Genomic DNA, 18,889 nt, shown 5'->3' with positions numbered 1-18,889 from the left:
CTCTCTGTGCCGAGAAGGCGTCACGCGGACCGGCATGCTTTTGCCGAGGAAAATCCTGCGTCACCCGAAGAGGCACAAGCGTCGCTTTAGGCTGGAAGGGAGGTCACGATGGAAAGCGCTACGTTCAAACAGCCGATTTTTGTACGAGATGACAGTCTCGTCCTCAGAAAAATCGGTTGCGTCATGGATGCCATAGAATTTCTGGAAGAATGGCCGGTCGAAAGGCGCGGCCTTCTCCACGGGGCGGCGTGTGATACATGCTACTCGGCATATGATGGTCGCAAGTCTGTCGAGGCCGCGCACAAGACGTTTGTGACCTGGGCACGCAGGGTGGGTGTGATCGAAGACATTCCCGTGGCGCCGCCTTGGATGACAGGGCCGAAGATTGGCGGTGCAGACGAACTTATAGAAAGTGACCGTTAAACGCCCTGCGGCGGCAATCATGCGTTGACTTCGGCGCTATCGAAAGCCTAAGTCCCGGCTCCGCCCTCACGTCCAAGGCATTTTAACCCACCGAGGTTTCTAAATGGGCGAAAAATACACCAAAGCGCGTGAGCACTTTTTTGCGGCCGTTCGCGCGTTAGCGGCCTCTTCCGACAGCATTCAAACGCGGCTGATAGACGCCAACGTAAATATTTTGAACGTCACGATCGATGAATTCGACGGCGACCGAGAGCTCAAATTCAAGTTTGCGAAATTGTTAGACCTTCTGGCCGTCGATCAGGACGATATGGAGACTGTCGCTCTTGAGACCGCCGCGCATATGACTGATTTTGAAGCGACTAAGGTCGCGGATCTGATTTGCGATTTTTACTATGAGATCACCTAGCTCCGCGCGAGTTCACCCGCCGCGCGGCATGCGCCAGATGCCTGACTGACAGGCCGTGACCAGCGATCCCACGCGGCCGCTGCCGTACTGGTGCCACCCGAAGCCAAGCCCATGAGCTCCAGCGGGTACCCTCGGCGCTGGCTGCCTTCACTCCTGCATCATCCTTTAGCTTGCCGACAGGAATAGTTAGTGGGGAGCGACAAAGAGATGGCCGGTCGCGCGTGATGGCGCGGCTCGGCCTGAGAAGTAATTGGATCGGGCGGCCGAAGGACATCCCCCCTGCCATCGCTTTCGGCCGCAAGCGACTTCTCGGCGCCCGCAAACTGCCTGCGCTTGTCGGCCAGTTCAGCAGTGAATGCGAAGCTTTTGCCACCACGAGATTGGTAGATCCCATGCTCAAGTGCAGAGACCAGCTTTGCAATAGCGAAAGCCCGGCATCCTGGCGAACAACGGCACCCTTCAATCACGGCCGGGTAGGTTGAGCTCTATCCAGGCTGGCGCATGATCACTCGGTTTTTCCCAGCCGCGCAAATCAGCGTCCACGCCGGCATCACGTAATCTGGACGAAAGTGACGGGCTGACGAGGAGATGGTCCATGCGCAGGCCGGAGCTCCTGTCGAAACCGCCACGATACGAAAAGTTCCAATACGTATAGATGCCCTTCTCCGGATGGATACGGCGGACAGCATCGATCCAGCCATAACCAAGCATTTCGGCGTAAGCTTGCCGGCTCTCCGGAAAGTAGACCGCATCGCCTAGCCAACGTCCTGGCACCGCGGCATCGATCGGCGTTGGCACGACATTATAGTCGCCGCACAGAACGCTCGGGGAGCCTTCCCTGAGCAGTACCTGGCTGTAGCTGATCAGACGATCGAACCATCGGAGCTTGTAGTCGAATTTCGGGCCAGGCGCTGGATTGCCGTTGGGCAGGTACAGACAGCCGATCACGATCCCATCCACCTCCGCCTCGATATACCGGCTGTGAGTATCGTCAGGATCACCCGGGAGGCCACGCCGACGCTCCAGCGGCTCTTTCCCTCGGGCGAGTACAGCTACACCGTTATAAGACTTCTGCCCATGCCAGACGGCACCGTAACCGGCGTTCCTGATGGCTTCGGCGGGAAATTTCTCATCCGAGGTCTTCAACTCCTGAAGGCAGACGATGTCATAGTTGGTCTGACCTAGCCATCTGATGAGCACCGGCAGGCGACCGTTCACGCCATTCAAATTGAAGGTCGCGATGCGTGTCATTGCATTATGCCGGCGGCGGGGTTGTCAGTCTTGCAGGCAGCCTCGCCAATAACCGCCGCTCCTTTTCTATACCGGCGCAAATCTCGCGCCTGGGCTGGCGACCGATGTGTCTCGATGCCATGTTTTACCTCCTGCGCCCTCCCCTCTTCTGGCACGCGACCGATCCTTTGGGGAGGCTCGCCCGCAGCCGCTCTCTCGTTCGATTTAGACGGTGTTGTCCTCTCAGCTCCTTAACCGCGGTACGGGGGGAAAGTTTCACTACAGCTTTGGCATTTCGCGTGGGTTCAGGGGTCCGGAGGCTTGCTAGGCAGATGAACTTTTAGGGCCGTCACTGCGTTGCCTGCGACAAAACGCGAACGATGCATTGTGATGGATTACAACCCACGTCCCGGGCCGCAGAAGCAGGAGGCAAGTGGCGCCGAAGCCCGCTTTTCCTTCGATCGAATGGCGGTCGAGCGGTTTCAGCAGGCTTTTCCGCGCGCGAGATGGAGTGACGAGCGCAAGAGCTGGTTCGTGCCCGGCACAACGGCAGCCCGGCGGATTGACCGGTGGCTAGCGCAAGAGGCAGCGCTACGACGCCCGACGACGACAGCAAGGGACGAGATGCCTTCGCCTTCGATCCAATATCGAGCCAATATCTGGACATCGCGGACGACCTGCGCATTCGTACGCCCTACTCGAGGACAGTGCTTGAAGAGTTGCGTGCCGTCCCGTGGTCGAGTTGGGACGACGAATTGCGGGCCTGGAGAGTTCCATTTCGCTCATATGACGAGCTCCGGCGCCGGTGGCCAAGCATCGAAAAAGCTGCTCGCCATGCCGAGCCGGAGGAAAGAAAACGGCGACGTGTGGACGCCAGAAATACTGAAGGCTACAGAGCCTCGCGCCAACTGGCTGCTGAACGCCGGCGTCACCGCTACCCGTTGCCAACTCACGATCAACCTCACCTGGGTCGCGCTGTCGCAACCGAGCTCTACGGGGTCGTCGTCTTCACCGACATTTCCGGTGAAGTGGTCGCGCCATCAGACGCAACTTCCCTTTATCCTCACGCAATGGCTTCGAACGGCGAATTCGTTTGGGGCAGATGGCGCTCCGCTACACTGGGCGAACTTGTAAGGACATGGCCCGCAAGGGTGGCCGCTGGCCCGACCGAACGCCTGAGGGGTTGGTGGTGGCCAACACTTGCCGAGCTTAGAGTTGCCCGTCGAAAAGCCCGCAGTCGAGAGCGTATTGGGCGAAGTCGCAGCCGGCAGATGTGACGCTCGCATCCGGCCGTGCGGCTGGCACGAAGGTCGCTAATCGGGCTCTCCGTCGAGCGGACCTCAGGCACGTTTACGGCAGCACGAGGTCGTAGCGTTGAATGATGGGCGTGTGTTTCGGCAGAGAATTCAGCCCCCCGCTCAAGCGTCAGCTTCGCCAGTTTCACTCCGGCCGAGCTATTCCCGAAGGAACGGGGCGCCATGAAAGCCGTTGGATGCTTTTCAGCGAGAAGTCGTCATGCACCTCTTCCAAATCCTGCTTCCGCGCGCGGACAATGACGGCCGGCCATTTGAGCGGGAAGCTTTCGATCGGGTCAAGGAAGAGCTGGCTGCCCGGTTCGATGGCGTGACTGCCTACCTTCAGGCGCCAGCGGAGGGGTTGTGGCAAAAGGGTGCCGACTCCGCCATCGACGAAATTGTCATCTTCGAGGTCATGGCGGAAGAAGTCGACTTGTCCGATTGGTGCGCCCGCCGCTCCGAACTGGAGCGCCGTTTCCGGCAAGACAGGGTAATCATCCGTTACATGCCGATGGCATTGGTCTAGCGCGACACCGTCGTCGCGTTCGCGATCCTCGTGTTCAGCGAGATATTTTGAACGATGAAGAGTGTCCAGGTGGGAAAAGCGCCCCGCCCGGTTGAAATGTTGGTGTTCATGACCGGACCGGGAGTTTCAGTCTGCGCCGCTGTGGGATTGTGCGTGTGATCTCTTGGACCAATCTGAGGCGGTTCCGGTCCGGGCCGACAAAGGACGGATAGCGGGACCATTGAGAACGGCTCCATCCGGCGCGAACTGGGAGCCATGGCAGGGGCAGTCCCAGCACTGCTCGGTCGAATTCCAATGGACGATGCAGCCGAGATGCGTGCAACTGGCGGAATGCATGTGCGTTCCACCGTTTTGGTCACGGCACACGGCGAGTTTGCTCAAACCGTCGCGGAGAATACCGCCCTGACCGGGTTCCAGATCGGCGGCTGATTTGATCTCGCCGGGCAACAGATACTCCGCGAAATTCTTCAACGCCGTCAGGTTCTCGCTAACGTAGTTCACCAATGCCAAGGGAGGCTTGCGATCGGGGGCATAAACCTCCTCCCACACACTGGATCCACCGACGACAAGGTCCCGGATGAGCAGGCCAGCCAACGCTCCGTGGGTGATTCCTTGTCCTGAATCCCCGGTAGCGATAAAGACGTTCTTGCTGCCAGGATTACGGCCGATGAAGCCGCAATAATCGATCGTGTCGAGAACCTGGCCAGACCAACGCGCTGCTTCCTGGCCCAGTTCCGGAACAAGGGCCCGGATCCAGGCGTCCAATGCATCGAAACGCGCCGAGCCGTCATCGGCTTCACCAGATTTATGATCACGACCGCCCGCAATTAGATAGTCGATGTCACCCTCCCCAGGTTGGAGACGAACGTAGTAATAGGGATCGTCCATATCCCAATAGAGCGCGTCCGGAAGAGTTGCTTTGGGCAGCTCGAATGCCATCGCATAGGTCCGATAGGGCGCCATCTTGCTGTGGATCGCCACCACCGTATTGACCGGCGAGTTTGTGGCAAACACGGCGTTGTCGGCGGTGATGGTTGCGCCCCCTTCCACGCGAAGGCGGATCTGTTCACCCTCCTCGATCTCGGTCACGGCACTTTCGGCAAAAGCCTTGCCTCCGCGCTCCCCGAAATCGTCAAGCAGGGCACGAAGATATTTCAGTGGGTGAAACGTGGCCTGATCGGGATAGCGTAGCACCGGCGCCGCTTCATGGCCTTTCAGCGGAACGCCGCGGCCGTGTTCCGCGACTGCGCCGACCTTGCCGGCCGCTTCATACTCTTCATCACATTGCTTGGTGGCTTCTTTTTCGTCCATCCAGGCTGCGGGAAAAAGAAATCCGTCGAGCCGACGAAAGTCGCAGTCTATTTCAAGATCGCTGACGTGTTCCTCGATCCGGTCGACAGCGGCTTGCTGGCTCTCTTGAAAACCTCGAGCGAGATCCTCGCCGCGGATTTTGACGAGTTCGCTTAGGCCGTCGTCGCAGATCGGGGCCAAGTGGGCGGTCGTGCGGCAAGTCATCCCACCGAGCAGCCGCCCCCTGTCGACCAGCACCACTGACTGTCCCGCCAGCGCAAGTTCGTAGGCAATAGAAACGCCGGCCATGCCAGCCCCCACCACCGCCACGTCGCATAGCACATCCTGTTCCAGTTGCGGGGCCGAGGGCAACTCCGTGTCCTTCATCCAAAGAGATTTCGTGGCTTCGTCACTGACGTTCATCGCTGCCTCCAACCTGGCTGCGCGTCTAACGGTCGGAACTGCATTTTGATCCGAAATGCGCAGACGAATCCAAATTGTTTGCTCCCTTGCGCGGAAATGGGACTACCAAGGGGTAGACCGTCGCAGATCGTGATTGACCGCGGGGCACTTCAGGAGATCATCAAGGGTGAAGGCGACTGGAACCGCGCGCGCCTCTCCACGCTCTGGGGTAAGGAAAAACGGAACAAGTTATTGACCTTCTGGACCGGGAGCGGCTCTTTGCCGAGACCAGCAACTAGGTCACCAAGAATTCATACACTGCATCAAGGCAAGCGGCGCAGAAGACCCTCACGGGAGATGGTGGCGACGGGTTTGGAATTCCACAGGCTCCTGCTCGACCTTGAATCTGCTTTGCAGGACGCTGGCTTTCTCGTCGTAGGAGTGCCGAGTGCCGAAGCCGCCGTAAAGGCGTTTGATGAGGGTCCAAACAAGTTCGCCGGCCTCCTTACGGACATCCGTCTCGGCTCTCGAGAATCTGGGTGGGAAGTAGCCGGGCACGTCAGGCGAGCCAACCCAACCCTACCTGTGGTCTACATCAGCGGCGATGGTGCGTTTTCCTGGGGGTCTGAAGGCGTCCCAGACAGCGTGATGATTGTCAAGCCGTTCTTCCCCCCCGCAGATCATTACGGCGCTGTGCACACTGCTCAATCAGCAACACCCAACAGTGCGCCGAACGGAGGCGAGCCCTCTCAGTAGAGCAAGTCGGCGTACTGAAACGCGAACACTGTCCCGCTGGTCTCATCGGTCACCTCAAGGAAGTAGTCCCCCGTCCGGTGAAGTGTCAAAGGTCGACCAGTTGCGCCTTCGGCTGCACGGAAAGAGGTCGGCGCTTCTGCGCGATACTCGGCTATCACCCGCCCCGCAAGAAGCTCCCGTATTTGATACGCCACGGCGAGCCCCAAGGGTCCGAATCATCCATTAGAGAAATCTAACATTTCCCTTTTGGCGAGGCGGGGTGTACTTTAGTTACCGCGGGGTGATCCTAGGGACCTACACTGCCCGCTGCCGAGAGGCGGCGGGCTTTTTTGATAGCCAGGAACCGAATGGCGCAAGTTGGATGCCATCAGCATTCCATCCGTGGAGGCATTGGGGCGCGGACTTTCAGATTACGCGATGGTGGAGTGGATGCGGTAGCCCGCCTGAGCCAGTCGCGTCCGAGTGATGCCCCCATCTCTCGTCCGCACCGCATCCAAAAATCTTGTAGCATCCTTGGCGCAGTCCGCATCGAGCCAAGCAACGTTTCATTATTGACAAAGATCGGGCCGTGACAAAAAGGAAACTCGTTGGGGCAGCACCCGTCCCCCAAATGGCCTGCCTCTCCAGGAGCCCGCTGCCGAAAGGTGGCGGGCTTTTTTGTGCGCTAGTCCTGATATGACGAGGCAGGTTCGAAAGCGGCAGCGTCCCCCCGCTGCCTGTCGAGGCCCCCAAGCCTCGGCCGGGTCCGCCTCGGCGCCCCAGTAGGGGCCGACCCACTGAAGTTCAAGTTCGGAGATCAAGGGAACCTGCTTCTGAAATCGAAGTTCAGTCCATAGCTTGGTTTACAGCCGAGCAGTCTCGAGGCAGGGCCCGTCATTGCTGATCGGTGGCGGTCCTTTGCCGTGCGCAGATGGTTGTTCGGGCAGGCACGCGTGTAGCACCGACGAACCTCCAATGCAGAAGCGCAAAGGTCTGACCCGTGAAACAACACAGCCTTTTCGACATTTGGAATGTGACCGTCGATCATCGTCCCTTCATCGTCGGTTGGTTGATTACCCGCCACGGCTCGCTTGGCGTGGCGGGTACTCTTCTGTGGAGGGTGCATGCGGCTTGGTCATATCATCGCGAATGCGTTCGCAGCGGGGTTGATCATCGTTCTCGTAGCAGGCGTTTTCCTACTCTTCGGGAAGCCGCTCTGGCCTGAACGACACGTCCGGATGGTAATCATCCCGCCCGCCCATCGAATGCCCACCTCCGCCGTCAACAATACGGGACCTGACCTGCCAACCAAATTTGATTTGAGCATCGTGCGGCCGAGGCCGCTTGCCAAAGAACGGTCATGAGTTCGGCGACATCATTGCCGATCAGAAACCAGGTCTGCATACGGATTGCCCGCCGACGGGCAGAGAACGCGATCATTGCGGGTATCTCGCTGGATCGGCTTGCCTCAATGGACAGGCTGTTGGAGGTTGATCCGTCGAATCGGCCAAACCCGCTTTCATTGGCTGCGCTCGGCGCCGGAAGCACCTGGTGCGTCGAACCTAGTCCGGGCTGACAGAACGAATCGCCTTCCTGCGCACGCTGGAGATCGATCCGAGATTGCAGATGCGGGTTGGCGCGAGTGTCGTGGCGGCAGAAGCCATTTGCGAAAAGTTGACCACCACAACGCGTGACTTGTCCCTTTTGCAGGTCAAAACCGCCGATGATGCGACGCGGGACAGGACGCTCTTTCATTATCGAACACCTTCGCCTTGAATTTGGGCCCATGCTGAGGAGTGCGAAATGGGTCGATCGAATGAAGAGGTACTGAAGCGTACAATCCGGAGACACCAATTGCGTGAAATGGTGCCCCTTGCAGACAGCACGATCTACGAAATGGAACAGCGGGGCGAATTTCCGCGACGCTTCGCGTTGACCGCCCGATGCGTGGTTTGGGACCTCGGCGAGGTTCAGGCATGGCTTTCGGCCCGCCGCTCGAAACCTATCCTCCGCGCACCAAATCCCGACGTGAAACAACGCCGAGCCCGTCCTGTCAAAGGCCTGGATCACGCGGCAAGAACGGCATAGCGCGATCTGGATGGTTAGCGCCGATACTAAGACTGAAACAGGAGGCTTGTTCAACTGGACGATCTCGAGGCCGGACAATCCGCCACCGTCCTGCGCACGAGGAATGATTATGTCCTAGGAACGAAGGATATATGGGATCCATCGCGTCCACTCGACAATGTCCATTGCTCCTATTATCTCACCTACAATCCCGACCTTGGATCGTGCTTGTTCGGCAGCTACCGGCTTCTGCCGCAAGGTGGCCTCCTGAACCAACGCCAGGATCTGAGTTTGCAAGATACCGTCGGCAGCGTGACGGAGGGCGTCCGCGACATCTATGTTTTCCCGCTCGGCGGCGGCAGATTCGGGATCGAAGCGGTACGCGTGCTTGCCGACGACCTGGTCAGCACGCACCAACCCGAATCCTATGCACAGTCCGGACGAGCTGCCCGCAAGCTACTGCGGCAATGGAGCCTCGCATAAGGCCTCTGATCTTCGTCGGTCCAAGCCTGTATCGCGCTCGCTGGTGTGCAAGGTGGGCAGGCGTTTGACATTGCGCCACCGGCCCGGTGCGGCGATGTCATGCGCGCGGTGCTCGAGGGGCGCAAGGTCATCGGGTTGATCGACGGCCTATTCGAATCGGGACCTGCAGTATGGCACAAGGAAATTCTGTTCGCGCTTGACGCCGGCTGCCGCCTACTCGGTGCGGCGAGCATGGGTGCCCTCAGAGCAGCTGAATGCTGGCAGTTCGGGATGATCGGCATCGGAAAGTCTTCGAGGATTATCTCACAGGACGCCGCAGTGCCGATGCCGATGTCGCCATGATTCATGGTCCGGCAGAGATTGGCTATCTGCCGCTGACGGTTCCGCTCGTCGATGTGGCCGACGTTCTGCAGCGAATGGTTGCGGCGGACATTCTGGACGGCTCGCTCGCCCGCCGTCATGGCTGTAGCCGGCAAGACCCATTTCAAGTCGCGGACCTGGAAACAGGTATTGGACGAAGCAGGCATGCATAAAGGGCTTCAGGAGGCCGCGCTTCGCTGGATCGCCGCAAGCGGACCCGCAGTGAAAACCCGCGATGCCCTTTTGCTGATCGACAGGCTCGGCGAAACATCTTCATGCAATATCGCTACAGGGACTTTCCTTCACACACCGTTTCGGCCCGGTTGCTCAAGCTTGTCAGGAACTGAATGCTGATGCGTTGGAGAACCGTCGCAGCCTCTGGGGCGTTGCTGATCGTCGCTTACGTCTCGACCCTATTGATGGCGGCCGATGAAGGATCAGGAAGCCTCTCTTCGTTGGCCATGTCATGTGATCTCGTCGCCGCGTATGGCGGCATTTTCGAAGTGCCCTCAGGAGTAGAGGTCAACGTCACCGACAAGAATCGCGGGGAGCTGCTGGAACGCGCTCGCGGTTGCGTCGAAGGGCTGCTCGTTGAAGAAGCGTCTGACCGATACAGGCAGATGATCGATACGCTCAAGGGACCAGTCGTTTCGCGGGCGCAGCAGGCAGAAAGAAGCTTTGTGCAGATCGAACTTGCAGCGGCTCTGGCGAACACCGATGCTGCCATACAGCAGCGAGATGTTGCTCGCCGGCTCGTCAGCAAATGGCAAAAGGCCAAAGACATCATCGAGCGACAAGGTGCCGGCCCCGCGCTCACGGAGAGTGGCTGGCCCGCAGTGGGCGAGGCGAAATTCCGCGACGACGTTCCAGCATACCTGAAGGCGTGTCGCGATGCGGGAGTACCCGTGCCCGGCTCATTCGCGGCGGACAAGCGCTGGGTCCATAGGGAGGACCTCGGTTCCGAAACACATAGGTATTTCTTCCCTTCAGATTGGACTGACGCCGAGGTGTGGACCTATAGGGATGATATCTCCGGCGGTTTCTGCGTAGCGCTCGTCAGGCGCAAACCCGGTTGGCCTGTGCAATATGTCGGCACGATCTGTGCAGACAAGCTGCAAAAGAAGGCGTGTTTATTCGACAACATTGTCTACGAAGGTTCCGGCACGAGCCGCATCACCTGGGATGATTTCAAGACGCGGGATTTCGGTGAACTGGTGCATCCCAAAGACGGTGAAGATCGTTGCAACGTCTGCCGCCTCGGCAATAACCCGTTCATTGTGCACCCGAAGACGATGCTTAGTCAGACCATCAAGTCAATGTACGCGGAGGACGTGCCGAAGTCGCAAACGTTTGAGTTTGTCGGTCTTGGGGACGAACCCGAGCCTTGGTCTAATTTTGGCCCGATCGTTCCCCCAGACGCAGGTGGGTGTTTCAGGTGCCACGGCCTGCCCCAAGTGACGACGAACCACAAGTTCTGCAGCAGCATCATCGAGATGGCCGCTAACAGGACCATGCCTCCCGGGCACTGGCCTCCCGAACCGAAGGGGGGACCATGGTTTTGGCCCGACGCCAACGGCTGCTTTGCAAAAGAATTTGCCCCGTTGGCAGACTACTTTCCAAGTCTGGTGAAACTGAAGTCCGTCTGTTCGGGCAAGGTCGAGAAAATCTGCCCAAGCCCGTAGCTGGTGGTCCGGACGGCGCTCGGACAAGCAAGGCGATGTGGCGATTGCACCAACTCTGGCAGCGGAAACGTTGATCAATTGTCAAGACGCGTCGCGTGAAGGCAACACCGGGGCTCCAGTCAAAACGCCGGGTCGGCCTGCAAGATCGGCATCGACGGCGGGATGAGCGTTGGCACATACTTCTTGCCTTGGACCCAGGCGTCCAAAATGTCCGACCACTCCTGCATCATATGCCGACGCTGCACCTCATACTCGGCCTTGTTGTAGACACCGCGCGACGAGCGCCCGTCCTCATGCGCCAGGCACTTTTCAATCCAATCACTGTTGAAACCAAGTTCATTCAACAGCGTCGAGCCCGTGCGCCGCAGGTCATGAACCGTAAACGGCTCCAGAGGCAGCCCCTCGGACTTCGCGCGTTCGATGACGGCGTACGTGACCCGGTTAAAGGTGGCGCGCGACATAGGAGCATCTGCGTCGTACCGCGACGGCAGCAAGTATCTGGAATTTCCCGCGCAGGTCTTTAGGGCGATCATAATGTCGAGCGCCTGGCGTGACAGGTATACATTGTGCGCCTTCGAGCGCTTCATGCGTTCCTTCGGGATCGTCCAGACCGCATTTTCGAAATCGACCTCGTCCCATACCGCGTCCTGCAGCTCGCTCTTGCGCACCATAGTGAGCAGGTAAAGCCGCATTCCCAAACGGATCGTGGGGAGTGTAGCGATATGCTCCAGCTGCTTCAGCATCACTCGAATTTCCGCGGGCGAAAGCGAGCGATCCTTTGGAACAAAGGTGGCGATCGATGCCGGTCCAACCTCTTCGGCCGGATTGGCGACCTTCTCACCATGCAAGATCGCGAAGCCGTAGATTTGCTTCAGTATGTCTCGAACGTGGATGGCGGTCGCCGGAGCACCGCGTTCAACGATCGCGCCACAATGGGCCCGCAGGTCATCGGGCGTGATCTCCGTCAGCAAGCGATTGCGCCAGACCGGAAGAAGCTCCCGTTCGAAGATGGCGCGTCGCATGGCGCGCGTGCTGTCGGCCATCGGCGCGGCCGCGAGCCACTTCTCGCCGAATTCGCCGAAACTCTTTGCCTCTTTCAGGCGGCGCTTGTCGCGCTGTTTCTCGATCGCCGGCGAACGTCCCTCGCTGACGGCGCGCTTGGCATCAAGGCACTTCTCTCGTGCCAACGCGAGCGAGATTCCATCTCTGCCATATCTGCCTAGATAGACCGTCTCACGGCGTCCATTCAGCCTGTAATCCAGCCGAAACGAGATCGTGCCACTGGGCATGACGCGAATGTACATGCCGTCACGGTCAGCAATCTTGTAGGCTTTTTCTTTTGGTTTCAGTGCCTTAAGGGCGGCGTCCGTCAGCATACCCATTGCCTCCTAAAAAGTACCGTCAGTACAATTTCGAAGCTTCGTGACAGAAAGTTCCTTTTTTCTTCAATGCCTTAAGGCACAAAAAAGTACCGTCACAAGCCTCATTGGCTCTGACGGTACTTAGAAAAACTCGGGGGGGCAATATGCGGAAGGTCCGTCAGGCGGCCCGTCAAAGCCAATCTCTGCGTGCCGATTGTCGCTGATTGTCTCTGAAAGGATTTATTTTCGTTTTCAGTATGTTACATCGCAGATTGGCGTATTCTCGGCGGCGTTTGAGTAGGCCTGAATCATTCCCACTCGATTGTTCCCGGCGGCTTCGACGTCACGTCGTAGACGACACGGTTGATGCCGCGGACTTCGTTGATGATGCGGGTGGCGGCGGCGCCGAGGAAGGCCATGTCGTAGTGGTAGAAATCCGCCGTCATGCCGTCGACCGAGGTGACGGCACGCAGCGCGCAGACGAACTCGTAGGTGCGGCCGTCGCCCATCACGCCGACCGTCTGCACCGGCAGCAGCACGGCAAAGGCCTGCCAGATGGCGTCGTAGAGGCCGGCCTTGCGGATCTCGTCGAGATAGATGGCATCGGCCTCGCGCAGGATCTCCAGCTTTTCGCGGGTGATCCCGCCTGGGCAGCGGATGGCGAGGCCTGGGCCGGGGAATGGATGGCGGCCGATAAAGCTTTCGGGCAGGCCGAGCTCCTTGCCGAGCGCCCTCACCTCGTCCTTGAACAGTTCGCGCAGCGGCTCGACCAGCTGCATGTTCATGCGCGCGGGCAGGCCGCCGACATTGTGGTGCGACTTGATCGTCACCGACGGGCCGCCGGAGAAGGAGACGCTTTCAATGACGTCGGGATAGAGCGTGCCTTGTGCCAGGAATTCGGCGCCGCCGAGTTTCTTGGCCTCTTCCTCGAACACCTCGATGAACAGCCGGCCGATGGTCTTGCGTTTTTTCTCCGGGTCCGACTCGCCCTCGAGGGCGTCAATGAAACGGTCCGACGCGTTCACCAGAATGAGCGGCAAATTGTAATGCTCGCGGAACATCGCCACCACGCCCGCGGCCTCGTCCTTGCGCATCAGGCCGTGGTCGACAAGGATGCAGGTCAGCTGGTCGCCAACCGCTTCGTGGATCAACAGCGCCGCAACGGAAGAATCGACGCCGCCCGACAGCGCGCAGATGACCTTGCCCTTGCCAACCTGCTTGCGGATCGTCTCGACCGCGTGCTCGCGGTAGGCGCGCATGGTCCAGTCGCCCTCGATGCCGGCGATGTTGTGGACGAAATTCCTGAGCAGCCGGGCGCCGTCGGGCGTATGCACCACCTCGGGGTGGAACATGATGCCGTACATCTTGCGCTCGATGTTGCCGAAGATGGCGAAGGGCGAGCCCTCTGACTTGCCGAACACTTCGAAGCCCTTGGGCAAGGAGATGACGCGGTCGCCATGGCTCATCCACACCTGATGGCGCTGGCCGGGCGCCCACAGGCCTTCGAACAGCGGGCTGTCTTTTTGAATCTCGACGAAGGCGCGGCCGAACTCGCGATGGTCGGAGCTTTCGGCGACGCCGCCCATCTGCACGCACATGGCCATCTGGCCATAGCAGATGCCGAGCACCGGCACGCCGGCGTCGAAGACGATCTGCGGCGCGCGCGGGCTGCCGATATCGCCGGTCGAAGCCGGACCGCCGGACAGGATCACGGCTTTCGGATTGATGCGCTTGAATGCCGCTTCGGCCGACTGGAACGGCACGATCTCGGAAAACACACCGGCCTCGCGGATGCGGCGAGCGATGAGCTGGGTGAACTGGCTGCCGAAATCGACAATCAGGACGGTGTCGGGATGATTGGCTGTTTTCATGGCGAGCGTTTAGAGAAAGAAACGAGTCGACGCAATGGGTTGCGTAGCCCGACTTTCAGGCTGGTCCGGCATCTTCATGGGGTGGTTCCGTCCGAAGGGCGCCGTCGCCGATCGCCCGTTCGAGCCGCATGACGGCGTCCGCCAGCTTCTCGTCGATGACTTCAAGATATTCGGTCCAGTCGCCGACATGCCTGAGATCCGCCGCCCCGTCGGAAATGCCGCGCAGACCGATCAGCGGAATGTCGAACAGCTGGCAGGCGCGCAGGCAGGCGAAGGTCTCCATGTCGACCATGTCGGCGCTAACAGCATCATACGCCGCGCCAGTGATGATCGCGCCGCCGGTCGACAGGGTCGCCTGCTTGATGTCCGGTATCTTGAAGGGCAATGGCACGGTTACCGGCAGGTCGAGGAAGGGGGTGGCGCCCTTCTCGAAGCCGAGCGGCGAAGCGTCGATGTCACGGTAGCTGACCGAAACCGCCTGGTAGATTTCCGTCTGCTGCAGCGTCCGACTGCCGGCTGAACCGAGCGAAACAACGAGATCCGGCAGTGCTTTTTGCGATTTCAGCCAGGAGAGTTCAGCACCCAGCCTGACGCCGGCCTCGACCGGACCGACACCGGTCATCAGCGGCGTGAACAGCTGCTTGAGGTGCGGGCCGTATTCGGCCTGCGCCGCCATAACGAAGAGGACGTCCTTGCCCGACAGGCGCGAGATTTTATCGGCCATGATGATTTATTCCTCTCCGCCCGATCATCTGCTTATCTGCACCGCCGCTCGCCGGGACCCGCTGCCTCCGGCAGCTCCCGGCGTTCGTGGCCTTTCATCGTGCCACCGGCACGATGAATTCGCCTGCGGCGAACCGGCCACTCACCCTTCAATCCCATCACGCCCGACCACCGTCATCATGGTGCCAGTCATGGTGGCGATCAGCTTGGCCTCGCCGTCGGCGGCAAAGGCGTAGGCCTGGCCGTCGGCGACGATGATGGTGCGGCCGGGCTTCGTCACCGAGCCGCGGAACAGGAAGCGCTCGCCCCTGCCCGGCGCCAGGAGGTTGACCTTGAACTCGATGGTCAGCACGCCGGAGTTTTCCGGCATCAGCGAAAAGGCGGCATAGCCGCAGGCCGAGTCCAGCGCCGTCGAAATGACACCGGCATGGAGGAAGCCGTGCTGCTGGGTCAATGCCGCCGAATAGGGCATCTCGATCTCGATAATACCGGGCGTCACCAGCGTCAGTTCGGCGCCGATCGTGGCCATCGCCTTCTGACGCGCGAAGGAGGTCCTGACGCGATCCTCATAGTCCGGGGCGGGTACGATCTTTGCTGCCATTGCCGCTGCCTTCCTTTACGCGGATAAGCTTATTGCAGAGGCATGGACGGCAGGCAAATGCTTTTGCTGCACTGCACAATCGACCTGGCCTGCCGGCCGGCGCCACGCGTCCGTCAGGAATAGGATTCAGGCCGATCTGCGTAACGCACAGAGATAAAACCCATCGGTGCCGCTGAGCGCCGGCGACAGCGAGATGTCGCCTCTGGCGCCGATGCGTGCGGCTGCCTCATGGCCGGGAAAACGGCTGTCCCAGAGCTGGCGGTGGTCGACGGGAACAAAGCCGCTGTTACGGTCCCGAAAGGCCGCGATCTGCTCACCGTTTTCCTCATCAAACACCGAGCAGGTGATGTAGACCAGCAGGCCGCCTGGTTTGACATAGACTTTGGCCGCATCGAGGATCGCCGACTGCTCGCCCTTGCGTGCATCGAGCTGCCTTTGCGTCAGCCGCCATTTGGCATCGGGACGGCGCCGCCAGGTGCCGCTGCCGGTGCAAGGCGCGTCGACCAGCACGATGTCCATGTGGTTGCCGAGCGGCGCGAGTTCGGCCGGCTTGGTGACGATCTGGACATTGCGGTTTTCAGAGCGGCGGATGCGGTCGAAGATGGGCGCCAGCCGTGCTTTTTCGGCATCATGGGCAAAGATCTGGCCGCGATTTTCCATCGAAGCCGACAGTGCCAGCGTCTTGCCGCCGGCGCCGGCGCAAAAATCCAGCACCTGCATGCCGGCTTCGGCCCCGGCAAGGGCGGCCGCGATCTGCGAGCCTTCGTCCTGGACCTCGAACCAGCCCTTCTGGAAAGCCGGCTCGGCCTGCACGTTCGGGTGCCGGCCGTCGCCGTCGATCGGCGGGATGCGGATGCCGTGTGGCGCGATTGCCGAGGGTTTCGCGCCGGTTCCCGTCAGTTCGGCCAGTACCTTGTCGCGGTTGGCCTGCAAGGTGTTGACCCTGAGGTCGAGCGGCGGGCGCGTTGCCAGCGCGGCGCCCTCGTCGGCCCAGGTCGAGCCAAAGGCTCGCTCGAAAAGCGGCGCGCACCAGTCCGGAACATCCGCCCGCACCGCGGCCGGCGCATCGTCAAGCCGGCGTTCGGCGATGGCCTGAAGCTCGGCGGCGGTCAGCAGCGGCGGTGCGAACTTGTCGCCATCGAGCGCCTCGTTGAGCGATTGTGCCGTCTGGCGCCATTCGAGCAGCAGCGCGCCGAAGCCGATGGCGCGCGGCGTGTCCTGCCCCAGCAGCCAGCCGGCGGAACGCTTGTGGCGCAAGGCGTCATAGACGATGTTGCCGATCGCCGCACGGTCGCCGCCGCCGGCGAAGCGATGCGACAGGCCCCAATCCTTCAGCGCGTCCGCCACCGGCCGGTGGCGCCGGCCGATGTCTTCCAGCACTTCGATGGCCGCAGCCAGCCGTCCGCCCAGTCGCATGGTCTTGTTCCGTCACGCAGAAAATTATTCCGGCCCTGCTCTAGAGCGCGCAACCGGCGCGCACAAGCAGGTCGGCCTGCACAACCGCTCTGCTTTCCAACTTTTCTGGTTGCGAATACTCTTCCGGTTGTGATTCGCGGCGCGCAAAGGTGGACCGGCGGATCGACACGAGGAGAGGGCAATGAAGACTTATCTGGCGGAAGTTCTAGGCACATTTCTATTGGTGTTCATCGGTACGGCTTCTGTGGTGACGGGCGGCTTCGGCGGCGCGCTGCCGCTCGGCCAGGAAGGCATCGGTCTGGCGTTCGGCATCGGCCTCATCGCGGCGGCCTATGCGATCGGCCCGATTTCGGGCGCGCATCTCAACCCGGCGGTGACGCTCGGCGTCTTCCTTGCCGGCCGGCTGCCGGCCAAGGACGTGATCCCCTACTGGATCGCGCAGGTCATCGGCGGCGTCCTTGCTTCGCTGGCGTTGTGGATCATCGTTTCCGGCCAGGTTGGCGGACACACCACCGGCTTCGGCGCCAATGGCTGGGATGTGACGAAATGGGGTGTCAGCTCGGCATTCCTGTGGGAAGTGATCGGCACCTTCACCTTCGTCACCGTGATCCTTGGCGTCACGGCTGAAAAGCACTCGACGGCGTTCGCCGGACTGGTCATCGGCCTGACGCTGGCAGGATTGCACTTCGCCATCATCCCGGTGACCGGCACGTCGCTCAACCCGGCCCGCTCGATCGGTCCGGCACTGTTTTCGGGAACTGCCGCGATCGGTCAGCTCTGGCTGTTCATCGTTGCACCGCTGATCGGCGGCGCCATTGCCGGTGTGGTCGCCAAGGCGCGCATCTTCGAGAAGGACTGAGCTCTTTGGAAGGCTGAATATGAAAAGGCGCGGGCCATGGCCCGCGCCTTAGATGGTTGGTGCAAGAGGCCGAACAGACCTCAGTATGGGTGGTCAAATCCGGCCACGCCGGCTGACTGTTGACTGGAACCGCATGCCCTTCAAACCCGGAACCGTGCTAGTCTAGAGCTACCGATTGAATAGCGCCTGCTGGTTCGAGGTCCCATTGACAAAACGGCTATCGGATTTCGACATTGGCTTGCTGCTGACACTCGACGCGCTGTTGAAGCACCAGAACGTCACCCATGCGGCGGCGAGATTGAACATTACCCAATCGGCTTTGTCGGCCCGCCTGACGCGTCTGCGTCAATTGCTGAACGACCCCCTCTTCACAACGGCGGCGTCCGGACGGGGAATGATCCCGACGCCTCACGCTCTGGCACTTGAGCCCGAACTCACCCGGCTGCTCGAACGGTTGAGCGATTTCGTGAATACTGCTCATCTGTTCGACCCCGCGACAAGCAAACGTGTCTATCGCATTGCCGCCACGGACAATCCGGCAGCGATCCTGGCGCCGGACCTCATTCCGCGGTTCAAATCCCAAGCTCCCAACGCAAAGGTCGCCTTTACGGTGCCCAACAAGCCGAGGATCGTCGAGCATCTGGAGCAGGGCGACATCGATCTCTTCATCGGAGCCGCGGAAGACGGTTCGAGTGGTCTGATCGGGCAGAAGCTGTTCGAAGAAGAATTCGTTACCGCCCAGCGGCACGGCCATCCGCGTGGCAAGGGGTCAATCACCCTGGACGAATTCTGTGCCCTCGACCATCTGCTCATTTCGACGAGCGGCGGGCATTTTGCAGGGATGATCGACGACGCGCTTGCCGAGATCAGCCGCTCGCGCAATGTGACGGTCTCCATCCAGAGCTACGCACTGGCCCCGCTCGTTCTGGAAAACAGCGATCTGATCTGCACCCTGCCCCGGCGTTTCCTGAGGCGCTTCGCTCAAGTTCTCGATCTGTTCGAAGCCCCCTTGGAGCTCTCGCCGTTCGCCATGAACCTGTTCTGGCACCCACGAATGCGCAGCGACCCCGCCCACATATGGCTGCGCAAACTGGTGATACAGAGCGCTCGCAGCGGTCACGAGGGGTAGTGGCCGAACACCACGCAATCGTTCCGGCTA

General features: G+C 60.4%; 15 protein-coding genes and 3 pseudogenes. 11 read left to right on the top strand and 7 right to left on the bottom strand.

The features are described from left to right. Positions 1-108: 108 nt before the first annotated feature. Together NP503_RS28535 and NP503_RS28530 are read left to right on the top strand one after the other, a co-directional pair. Complete coding sequence (locus NP503_RS28535; RefSeq protein WP_127266516.1) at positions 109-423, top strand: DUF982 domain-containing protein; 315 nt, start codon at positions 109-111, stop codon at positions 421-423. Positions 424-526: 103 nt separating this feature from the next. After that, positions 527-829 (top strand): hypothetical protein, encoded by a 303-nt coding sequence (locus tag NP503_RS28530; protein WP_127266515.1) that lies wholly within the window; start codon positions 527-529, stop codon positions 827-829. 459 nt (positions 830-1,288) lie between these two features. Here NP503_RS28530 and xth read toward each other — a convergent pair whose 3' ends face one another. Then, on the bottom strand, positions 1,289-2,080 hold the full coding sequence (xth, locus tag NP503_RS28525) for an exodeoxyribonuclease III (protein WP_127266514.1): 792 nt from the start codon (positions 2,078-2,080) through the stop codon (positions 1,289-1,291). 369 nt (positions 2,081-2,449) lie between these two features. Between xth and NP503_RS33455 the strand changes: the two are divergent. Both NP503_RS33455 and NP503_RS28520 read left to right on the top strand, forming a co-directional pair. After that, positions 2,450-3,336 (top strand): annotated as a pseudogene (locus tag NP503_RS33455) (hypothetical protein). 211 nt (positions 3,337-3,547) lie between these two features. Next, positions 3,548-3,880 carry a hypothetical protein gene (locus NP503_RS28520; RefSeq protein ID WP_236383374.1) on the top strand — a complete coding sequence of 111 codons (333 nt, stop codon included), beginning with the start codon at positions 3,548-3,550 and terminating at the stop codon, positions 3,878-3,880. A 126-nt stretch (positions 3,881-4,006) separates the two neighbouring features. On the opposite strand, the gene NP503_RS28515 is transcribed toward NP503_RS28520, so the two are convergent. Continuing rightward, positions 4,007-5,593, bottom strand: coding sequence for an FAD-dependent oxidoreductase (locus tag NP503_RS28515; protein ID WP_127270412.1), 1,587 nt, complete (start codon positions 5,591-5,593; stop codon positions 4,007-4,009). A gap of 2,122 nt (positions 5,594-7,715) precedes the next feature. On the opposite strand from NP503_RS28515, the pseudogene NP503_RS28510 reads away from it, so the two are divergent. The 5 genes and pseudogenes from NP503_RS28510 to NP503_RS28490 form a co-directional block, all read left to right on the top strand. Then, positions 7,716-7,948: pseudogene (locus tag NP503_RS28510) on the top strand (hypothetical protein); the annotation flags it as partial. 162 nt (positions 7,949-8,110) lie between these two features. Further along, positions 8,111-8,395, top strand: a complete 285-nt coding sequence (locus NP503_RS28505; RefSeq protein WP_127267915.1) for an AlpA family transcriptional regulator — start codon at positions 8,111-8,113, stop codon at positions 8,393-8,395. A 207-nt stretch (positions 8,396-8,602) separates the two neighbouring features. Next, a complete protein-coding gene (locus NP503_RS28500; protein ID WP_127267914.1) occupies positions 8,603-8,857 on the top strand; it encodes a hypothetical protein in 255 nt (84 codons plus the stop codon). Between the two features lie 99 nt (positions 8,858-8,956). Then, positions 8,957-9,390, top strand: a pseudogene (locus NP503_RS33450) (TfuA-like protein). Positions 9,391-9,564: 174 nt separating this feature from the next. Beyond that, a complete protein-coding gene (locus NP503_RS28490) occupies positions 9,565-10,899 on the top strand; it encodes a hypothetical protein (protein ID WP_127267911.1) in 1,335 nt (444 codons plus the stop codon). 119 nt (positions 10,900-11,018) lie between these two features. Here NP503_RS28490 and NP503_RS28485 read toward each other — a convergent pair whose 3' ends face one another. The 5 genes from NP503_RS28485 to NP503_RS28465 all read right to left on the bottom strand — a co-directional run bounded on the left by NP503_RS28485 (position 11,019) and on the right by NP503_RS28465 (position 16,871). Continuing rightward, a complete protein-coding gene (locus tag NP503_RS28485) occupies positions 11,019-12,275 on the bottom strand; it encodes a site-specific integrase (protein WP_127267910.1) in 1,257 nt (418 codons plus the stop codon). A gap of 293 nt (positions 12,276-12,568) precedes the next feature. Continuing rightward, positions 12,569-14,131 carry a glutamine-hydrolyzing GMP synthase gene (gene guaA, locus NP503_RS28480; protein ID WP_127267909.1) on the bottom strand — a complete coding sequence of 521 codons (1,563 nt, stop codon included), beginning with the start codon at positions 14,129-14,131 and terminating at the stop codon, positions 12,569-12,571. A gap of 55 nt (positions 14,132-14,186) precedes the next feature. Continuing rightward, entirely contained in the window at positions 14,187-14,855 is a 669-nt protein-coding gene (locus NP503_RS28475) for a 5'-methylthioadenosine/S-adenosylhomocysteine nucleosidase (RefSeq protein ID WP_127270410.1), read from the bottom strand. Between the two features lie 141 nt (positions 14,856-14,996). Further along, on the bottom strand, positions 14,997-15,455 hold the full coding sequence (locus tag NP503_RS28470; RefSeq protein WP_013530371.1) for a PaaI family thioesterase: 459 nt from the start codon (positions 15,453-15,455) through the stop codon (positions 14,997-14,999). Positions 15,456-15,581: 126 nt separating this feature from the next. Next, positions 15,582-16,871 (bottom strand): RsmB/NOP family class I SAM-dependent RNA methyltransferase, encoded by a 1,290-nt coding sequence (locus tag NP503_RS28465; RefSeq protein ID WP_127270409.1) that lies wholly within the window; start codon positions 16,869-16,871, stop codon positions 15,582-15,584. 181 nt (positions 16,872-17,052) lie between these two features. On the opposite strand from NP503_RS28465, the gene NP503_RS28460 reads away from it, so the two are divergent. Next, entirely contained in the window at positions 17,053-17,730 is a 678-nt protein-coding gene (locus NP503_RS28460; protein ID WP_013530368.1) for an MIP family channel protein, read from the top strand. Positions 17,731-17,935: 205 nt separating this feature from the next. Beyond that, positions 17,936-18,859: a LysR family transcriptional regulator gene (locus NP503_RS28455; protein WP_127269668.1), complete on the top strand. Its 924-nt coding sequence runs from the start codon at positions 17,936-17,938 to the stop codon at positions 18,857-18,859. Positions 18,860-18,889: the final 30 nt, after the last annotated feature.

Origin of the sequence: Mesorhizobium sp. SEMIA396 (assembly GCF_024518615.1) — a bacterium.
Classification (GTDB): domain Bacteria; phylum Pseudomonadota; class Alphaproteobacteria; order Rhizobiales; family Rhizobiaceae; genus Mesorhizobium.
Note: the sequence above shows the minus strand (reverse complement) of the source record. Positions and strands in the feature narration are given on the sequence as shown.

Coding starts and splice junctions, on each gene's coding strand:
- NP503_RS28460 (WP_013530368.1), top strand. CDS start 17,053: ATGAAGACTTATCTGGCGGAAGTTCTAGGCACATTTCTATTGGTGTTC.
- xth (WP_127266514.1), bottom strand. CDS start 2,080: ATGACACGCATCGCGACCTTCAATTTGAATGGCGTGAACGGTCGCCTG.
- NP503_RS28505 (WP_127267915.1), top strand. CDS start 8,111: ATGGGTCGATCGAATGAAGAGGTACTGAAGCGTACAATCCGGAGACAC.
- NP503_RS28535 (WP_127266516.1), top strand. CDS start 109: ATGGAAAGCGCTACGTTCAAACAGCCGATTTTTGTACGAGATGACAGT.
- NP503_RS28530 (WP_127266515.1), top strand. CDS start 527: ATGGGCGAAAAATACACCAAAGCGCGTGAGCACTTTTTTGCGGCCGTT.
- guaA (WP_127267909.1), bottom strand. CDS start 14,131: ATGAAAACAGCCAATCATCCCGACACCGTCCTGATTGTCGATTTCGGC.
- NP503_RS28485 (WP_127267910.1), bottom strand. CDS start 12,275: ATGCTGACGGACGCCGCCCTTAAGGCACTGAAACCAAAAGAAAAAGCC.
- NP503_RS28465 (WP_127270409.1), bottom strand. CDS start 16,871: ATGCGACTGGGCGGACGGCTGGCTGCGGCCATCGAAGTGCTGGAAGAC.
- NP503_RS28490 (WP_127267911.1), top strand. CDS start 9,565: ATGCTGATGCGTTGGAGAACCGTCGCAGCCTCTGGGGCGTTGCTGATC.
- NP503_RS28515 (WP_127270412.1), bottom strand. CDS start 5,593: ATGAACGTCAGTGACGAAGCCACGAAATCTCTTTGGATGAAGGACACG.
- NP503_RS28475 (WP_127270410.1), bottom strand. CDS start 14,855: ATGGCCGATAAAATCTCGCGCCTGTCGGGCAAGGACGTCCTCTTCGTT.
- NP503_RS28470 (WP_013530371.1), bottom strand. CDS start 15,455: ATGGCAGCAAAGATCGTACCCGCCCCGGACTATGAGGATCGCGTCAGG.